The organism is Bradyrhizobium sp. LeoA1Lang (genome assembly GCF_055413685.1).
Map to the genome: position 1 here is coordinate 1 of NZ_JBVAPG010000270.1, position 6,610 is coordinate 6,610.

At 61.1% G+C, this 6,610-nt stretch carries 5 protein-coding genes; 2 read left to right on the plus strand and 3 right to left on the minus strand.

The features are described from left to right. Positions 1-94: 94 nt before the first annotated feature. Both ACZYOF_RS41305 and ACZYOF_RS41310 read right to left on the minus strand, forming a co-directional pair. Positions 95-622 (minus strand): putative Ig domain-containing protein, encoded by a 528-nt coding sequence (locus ACZYOF_RS41305; protein ID WP_463719344.1) that lies wholly within the window; start codon positions 620-622, stop codon positions 95-97. Between the two features lie 349 nt (positions 623-971). After that, entirely contained in the window at positions 972-2,798 is a 1,827-nt protein-coding gene (locus ACZYOF_RS41310) for a sensor histidine kinase (RefSeq protein ID WP_463719340.1), read from the minus strand. Positions 2,799-3,042: 244 nt separating this feature from the next. Between ACZYOF_RS41310 and ACZYOF_RS41315 the strand changes: the two genes are divergently transcribed. Next, positions 3,043-3,786 (plus strand): response regulator transcription factor, encoded by a 744-nt coding sequence (locus ACZYOF_RS41315; protein ID WP_463719341.1) that lies wholly within the window; start codon positions 3,043-3,045, stop codon positions 3,784-3,786. A gap of 55 nt (positions 3,787-3,841) precedes the next feature. Here the strand turns inward: ACZYOF_RS41315 and ACZYOF_RS41320 are convergent, their stop codons facing one another. After that, positions 3,842-4,792 (minus strand): alpha/beta hydrolase fold domain-containing protein, encoded by a 951-nt coding sequence (locus tag ACZYOF_RS41320; RefSeq protein ID WP_463719342.1) that lies wholly within the window; start codon positions 4,790-4,792, stop codon positions 3,842-3,844. 239 nt (positions 4,793-5,031) lie between these two features. On the opposite strand from ACZYOF_RS41320, the gene ACZYOF_RS41325 reads away from it, so the two are divergent. Then, a complete protein-coding gene (locus ACZYOF_RS41325) occupies positions 5,032-6,036 on the plus strand; it encodes a DUF2155 domain-containing protein (protein WP_463719343.1) in 1,005 nt (334 codons plus the stop codon). The last annotated feature ends 574 nt before the right edge of the window (positions 6,037-6,610 follow it).

Here is a 6,610-nt window from a genome sequence, read left to right on the forward strand (position 1 = left end):
ACATCTTCGCCTTCATCGAAGGCTTCTACAATCGAACGAGGCTCCATTCCGCCATCGGATATGTCGCGCCGATCGAGATGGAGCTAAAAGCTGCTTAAACCCGTCCACTTTTTCGGGGGAAGATCAGTGTCCCGGTGATGGCGCCGGACGCAGCGTTGAGCGTCAAGCCATCCGGGAGCAATCCCGAGGTGATCGCGAAGGTGTACGGGCCGGTACCACCCGAGGCACTGAGAGCTAGACTGTAAGCATATCCCACAGTTCCCACAGTTAACGTGCCGGCAGCAGGCGAGAGCGTGAGCGGGGCCGAAGCTGGGCCGCTGCACGTTGCACGGACGTCAATTATAGCGGGCCCCACACTGACGCCCGTGTACAAATTGAACGTCTGACTCCCTGAGGAGTTGATAGCCAAACTTCCCGTAGTCGATGGCGTATTTATTGAATCGCCTGTCGTAAGGTTCGCTAGAATTGTGTTGGTGTAGAGAGTTGAGTTGTTGACAAACGATATTGTTTCTCCCGCTTCGAACGTAGCTGGGCCGTATGTAATGCTTTGACTGCTTCCGCTCAGCGCGCCGCCTGCAACAGCGCTACATCCCGCCGACAGTGCATGAGCCTGCCCGCACATGGCGAAAACCGTAAGAATGAGCGCGACGAATAATGCGCGCGCGCCAACCCCAGCGCGCCTTGCCCGCAACGCGTCATCGTCGCGCAATTCCGCCGGATACTTCGCGCCCACTCTTTGCCCCCGAGTCCCGCGCCTGAGCTGCCTCTCGCGCGCAATGTGCAAGCCCGAGCCGCATTGGGGGAAAATAGCGGAAGCCCCAGGAAAACCTTAGAAACCAATCGTAACGTTGGTAGCGCAACGAAACGGAACGCAAGAAAACCGTGGCGAATTCACAACACTCGCGACGGAGTAGATTCACACCGACGCAATGGTCAGGTGGCATCGGGCTCGAGATACACTTGAACTTTGCTCAGGCCTCGCGAGCGGGCAAAGTGATTCGTACCGTGGTGCCTTCGCATTCTCGGCTTTGTACGGTGGCTGAACCGCCATGCGCAGTTGCAATCTTGGCAACGAGGAAGAGGCCAAGCCCTGAACCGTCAGTCCCCTTCGCATTCGAGCCGCGCACGGAATTCTCGAACACATGAGGGAGATCACGCTCCGGAATACCTATGCCATGATCGGTTACGGTTATCGCGATGCCATCCGTCGTCTTATCGAGCGATAACGCGATCGGGGAGGCACCCTTCAGGGCGGCATATTTGACGGCATTCTCCAACACGTTGAGGATTGCGAGTTCGAGCATATCCGTATCAGCAGCGAGTTTGATATCGGCGGCATCGGGCGCAATATGAAGGTCGATCTCCGGACCTGTCAGCAGGTCGCGGCTGCGTTGATGTGCGGCGACGACAATGGACCTGGCAGTTGCCGGCGCGAGGCGAGCTCGAAAGGCAGGCCCCTGCAGGCGGCTGCGTGCGAGATTGGTCTCAAGAACTTCCACCAATTGCGCTACCGAGCGTCGTATGCGCATGATGCGGTCATGGTTCGCCTTATCACTCTTTGCCAGTGAAAGGCCGAGGCTGTCGACGCTGGAGCGGATCGCCGCGAGAGATGCGCGATACTGGTGTGATACGACTTCCAGAAAGCGGACCTGCCGGAATTGCGACTGCATTTCAGCTTGCAGGGCTTCCTCCGCGACGCGCCTCTCGGCCGCTTGCGCGAGTGAGAGGGCTTCGGCCTTTCGTAGCCACACCGCCAGCGAGCCAGTGAGCAGAATCGTCATAATCAGACCCGAAACGCCGTAGGCGTGATAACTCCATTCCGGCATCAGGTCGAAGCCCAATCGGTCTCGAAGGGTGATGAGAAGGCCTAGGGCGATGGCCGTGAATGCGGCAGCTCGAAGTCGACTGACCGCCCCGTCTTCGTTCAGGTACCACAAGCCTAAAAGGAAGTTGACGATTCCGGCCAGCATGCTCACCGACGAGCCGATAGGACCGAAGACGAGGTTGCGTCCCGCGAACGCGAATCCGATGCCCACTATCCCTATGGCGGCGTAGGCGAGGTAAAGCCCGTGAAGCCAGATCGATTTTCTTCGCAGATCAAGCAGGCTCGAACAGGCGAGAGCGCTAAATGCCAACCCCATCCAGGCGTTGAAGCCTAGAAAGAGATCGTTGGCCCACCCGGTGCCACGGAACAATAACACATGACTGAGCCCGAGATTGCCCGCGTAGACCAACATCACACCAAGTGTGCTGAGGGCCACGAGCAGATACTGCCTTTTGCGGTCGAAGCAAAAGAACACGAGGTGAATGACGAACAACACGCTCATGCCACCGAACCAGGCGCCATAGATTCCGCCGACGAGGGCGGCCGACCGCGTATGGCCCTGGACTGTTTCGAGTCTCAGATTCAGCTGGGTGGACGAGTTGGTATTCAGCAGGCGGATATAGACAATGGTCTTTTCGCCCGCGGCGAACTCGAGCCGTACCGCATTGTCCAGCCCGGAAAAGCTATCGTGCGGGAGTGGCCGATGATCGCCCGCCTCATGGAGGGTAAAGTCGTTCTTGGAGGATCCAGTACCTGGCTTGGCGACGTAGATGTCGATCGTGTCAATAAAGTTCGGTGTGAGGGATAGAATGCCTTCGGCATTGACCGGGGCGGGTAAGGTCAGTCGGAGCCATGCGGCATGACCGATGTAGCCAAAGTTGATGTTCTGGCCGGAAACGGGACGGAATTCCGTTTGGCGGGCCGGCGTCAGGACGTCCTGCAGCGTCAGAGTCGATGAAGGATCAGTCAGCACGGCCACGTTCCCCCCGATAGCTGGAAGGTGGGAAGCAGCTTCCGCGCTGACGGAGAGAATGCAAAATGTCAGCACTGACAGCCACAGCGAGAGGCAATGGCGCGTGCCACGCCGAACGGGAGCCGTCCACCGCTCTCGTGCAGCGTTCGTCAAAATTGTTATTGTTTTGGCTGGGGCAAATAGCAATAGCACTGCTGCTAACATCGTAGAATCTTCTTCACCACTCCTGGTCTAGTTCTTTATGATGACTGAGAATTCATTCATACGGGAATCCGAGAGGCCGATCGTCTCCCGGAACGTCAGCATCCTGCTTGTGGAAGACCACAGCGAGTTTCGCCAGAGTATCGCGGATTATCTGCGCCTTCGCGGTATGCGGGTGACCGAGGCGGCTTCCGGCATCGAATTTTACAGAGCGCTGCGTCAAGCGCGCTTTGACGTCGCCGTGCTTGACATCAACTTGCCGGACACAAGTGGATTTGATCTCGCGGCCGAACTTTCGGCCCGTGAGGACATGGGCATCATTATGCTGACCGCGCGCAAGGAACGAGAGGATCGCTTGCGCGGATATGGCGATGGCGCGCATCTCTACTTCACCAAGCCCGTCGATAGTGAGGAATTGGCGCTGGCCATCGAGAATCTCGCACGACGCGGCAGACAGCAGGTTAATCGTGCCGTTGGGAATTCCAGCAGCACGTTACGTCTCGATCGAGCCCGCCAGACGCTCCATGACCCAGCGGGACGATTTGTCAGGCTATCCGGCCGAGAGCTGGTGTTGCTTGACTACTTGGCAACCCGCCCGAATATCACGGTATCGCGCGAAGAGATCGCCGGACTCTTTGGAGATATTGAGCCAGACCCAGAAAGCCGTGCCCTGGACGCCGCCCTCACTCGCCTCCGCGCCAAGCTCAAGGCCGAGGATATTGAGTTGCCATTGCGGGTCATTAAAGGTGTTGGCTTGCGCCTGATGGCGAACATTAAAGTCGAATGAACATCGACCGGTTTCCCTGCGTGAACTTAGTTACCTTGACCGGTCGCCCGTTCGGTTACGCGTCGAGCTGCCTCAGCCACGCGCCGATATCGGTCGCTGCAACATTGGCCTGGTTGAGCAATTTGCCCATGGTGAAGAAGCCATGGAACTGGCCGGGAAAGTGCTTGTAGGTCACGGGCACTCCGGCTGCCTTAAGGCGTTCGGCATATTCGTCGCCTTCATCGCGCAACGGATCGGCGCCGGCGGTCAGCACATAGGCCGGCGGCACGCCGATCAGGGTCGTCGCCCGCGCCGGCGAAGCGCGCCAATCATGCGCGTCGGCAGCGCTGCTGAGATAGTGATCGCGAAACCAGCGGATGACGGAGTGCGTGAGGAGGATGCTGGTCTCCGGCTCGCTGTGCGAGGGATGCGTCATCCCGAAATCGACCGCCGGATAGATCAGCACTTGTCCCGCGATCGCAGGACCGTTGCCGTCGCGCGCGGCGATCGACACGACCGCGGCGAGATTGCCGCCGGCGCTGTCACCGCCGACGCAAAGGCGCGCCGCGTCGATGCCGAGCTGCCTCGCGTATGCCGCCACCCATTTCGTTGCGGCGACGGCATCGTCGACGGCCGCAGGGAATTTGTGCTCGGGCGCGAGACGATAGTCGACCGAGATCACGATCAGCTCGCCTTCGTCGGCAAGCTTCCGGCAGACCACATCATGGGTGTCGAGATCGCCGATCACCCAGCCACCGCCGTGGAAGAACACCAGCGCCGCCGACAGCCCGTCGTTCTGGCGCAGCTTCTTGGGCCTGTAGACCCGCGCCGGGATCGTGCCGTGGGGCGCGGGGATCGACAGCGGTTCGACCTGTGCCAGTTCCGGCGGCTCGGGATTGCTGACAAAGCGGGCCTGCGAATAATACGCACGCGCTTCGGGGGCGGTCAGCGTTTCGTAAGCGGGCCGGCCGGCCTCCTGAAAGGCCTTGAAGACGGCGGCGGCATCGGGATCGAGAACGATAGGCATATTGGATGGGCTTCCTCTGGATCATCCGCTTTCCGGATTTTTTGCTGTTTTCCGCGTGGCGGTCCGCAGACCCCGGCGAGAGCCGGAACTATTTCATGGGGCAGGGAGCCTGACCAGTGGCGGAAGCCCGCCCTTTCCCCGCCGTATTCGGCGTGTTAACCGGTGATCCTGCGAGCGGCATGTAGCCAATAATTGATTAGTATGTTCAAAGCCCGATTCGTTCCTTGAAGCCGCGCGAGATGCTCCGAACCGTTGCCCTGACTGGCTTTGCGGCCGTGATCGCCGCCTCAACCTTCCCGCTTGCGCCGCCCGCGCGCGCGCAGATCGGTACTATTTTCTCCGATCCCGCCCCGCGCCCGCCTGGCGCGATTCCGCGTGGCGGCCAGCAAGCGGCTCCCGAGGACGAGGAGGAAGTGCCGGAATTGCCGCGCGGCCGATTGTTGCCGACGCCGAACCGGCCGCCGCCGGGGCAGGGGGTGCCGCCACCGGGCAGCTTCCAGTCACAGCCTCTGGCGCCACCGCCGGGCACCCAGGGGCCTCCTCCGAATGCGCCGCCCGCGGTCGCGGTGCAGCCGCCGTCGCCCGGGGCTCCTCCTAATGTCGCCAATGCGCCGCCCGGCGCCAATCCGTTGCCGGGATTACCGCCCGGACAGCGCCAGCCCAAGAGCGTGCCGCAGACGCCGGCCACGCTCCAGCCCGGCGACGAGGTGGTGAGCGAGCCGCCGTCGACCAAGATCGCGAACAAGAAGGCGACCTTCTCCGGGCTCGACAAGATCACCGGGCGCATCATCAATTTCGAGGAGGATATCGGCGAGACCGTGCAGTTCGGCGCGCTCCGCGTGAAGACGGACGCCTGCTACACGCGGCCCTCGACGGAAGCCGCCAACACCGATGCCTTTGTCGAGGTCGACGAGATCACGCTACAGGGCGAGGTGAAGCGGATTTTTTCGGGCTGGATGTTTGCAGCGAGTCCGGGCCTGCACGGTGTCGAGCATCCGATCTATGACATCTGGCTGACCGACTGCAAAGGGCCGGAGCAGACCATCGTCAACGCGGCGCCCGATCTGCCGAAACAGCCGGCCCCACCGCCGGCACAGAAGAGACCGCCGGCGCAGAAGCAGGCTACCCCGCGTCCGCCGCCGCAGCAGCAGCCGCAATACCAGCAGCCGCCGGCGCAGCCCCAACCGCCGCCACCTCCACCGCAGCAGCGGCCCGGCGGGCTCTTCAGCATATTCGGGAACTGAGAACCTCAAACGTTGGTCAGGCGGCTGTCAGCGCTTGTTAGCGGGGAGGCCAGCTCCCCGCGCAACGCTGATCATAAGATCCACAATGCTGCCGAAAGGACTAAGTCCCGACCGACTTGGCAGGGTTCGTTTGGCAGGGTTTCGAATGGCGGCGCGAACCCTTGTCCCACGCAATCTTGGCTGCACCGTCTGGAGGCCTACTGCTGACGGCACACCTCAGCGGAGATTTGATCTCCGACCTTTATGAGGCCCTGCAGGACAGCTCCTGCTGTTGTGCCAAGTCCGGGAATAAATGCGACGATGCCCGCCACGAATCCCAGAACGGGCTTGGCTTGGGGCCAAATTGAACAAAAATCACCACCAACTGCCTCAGCCGTTGCGCCACCGGCTGCCTGGGCCGCGGCGGCGCGCACGTGCTCCGTAATTTCCTGCGCTAACTGCGTTGCGTCGTGAGCGTCACGAGAGGATCGCCGTGCCCGGCCTTGACTTGCGCGGAATGCTTTGGATTGCCCGATCGGGGTGATTGACGCTGCCGCTGGGCGATGATTGGGTGCTCCCCTCTGAAGGGACCTCT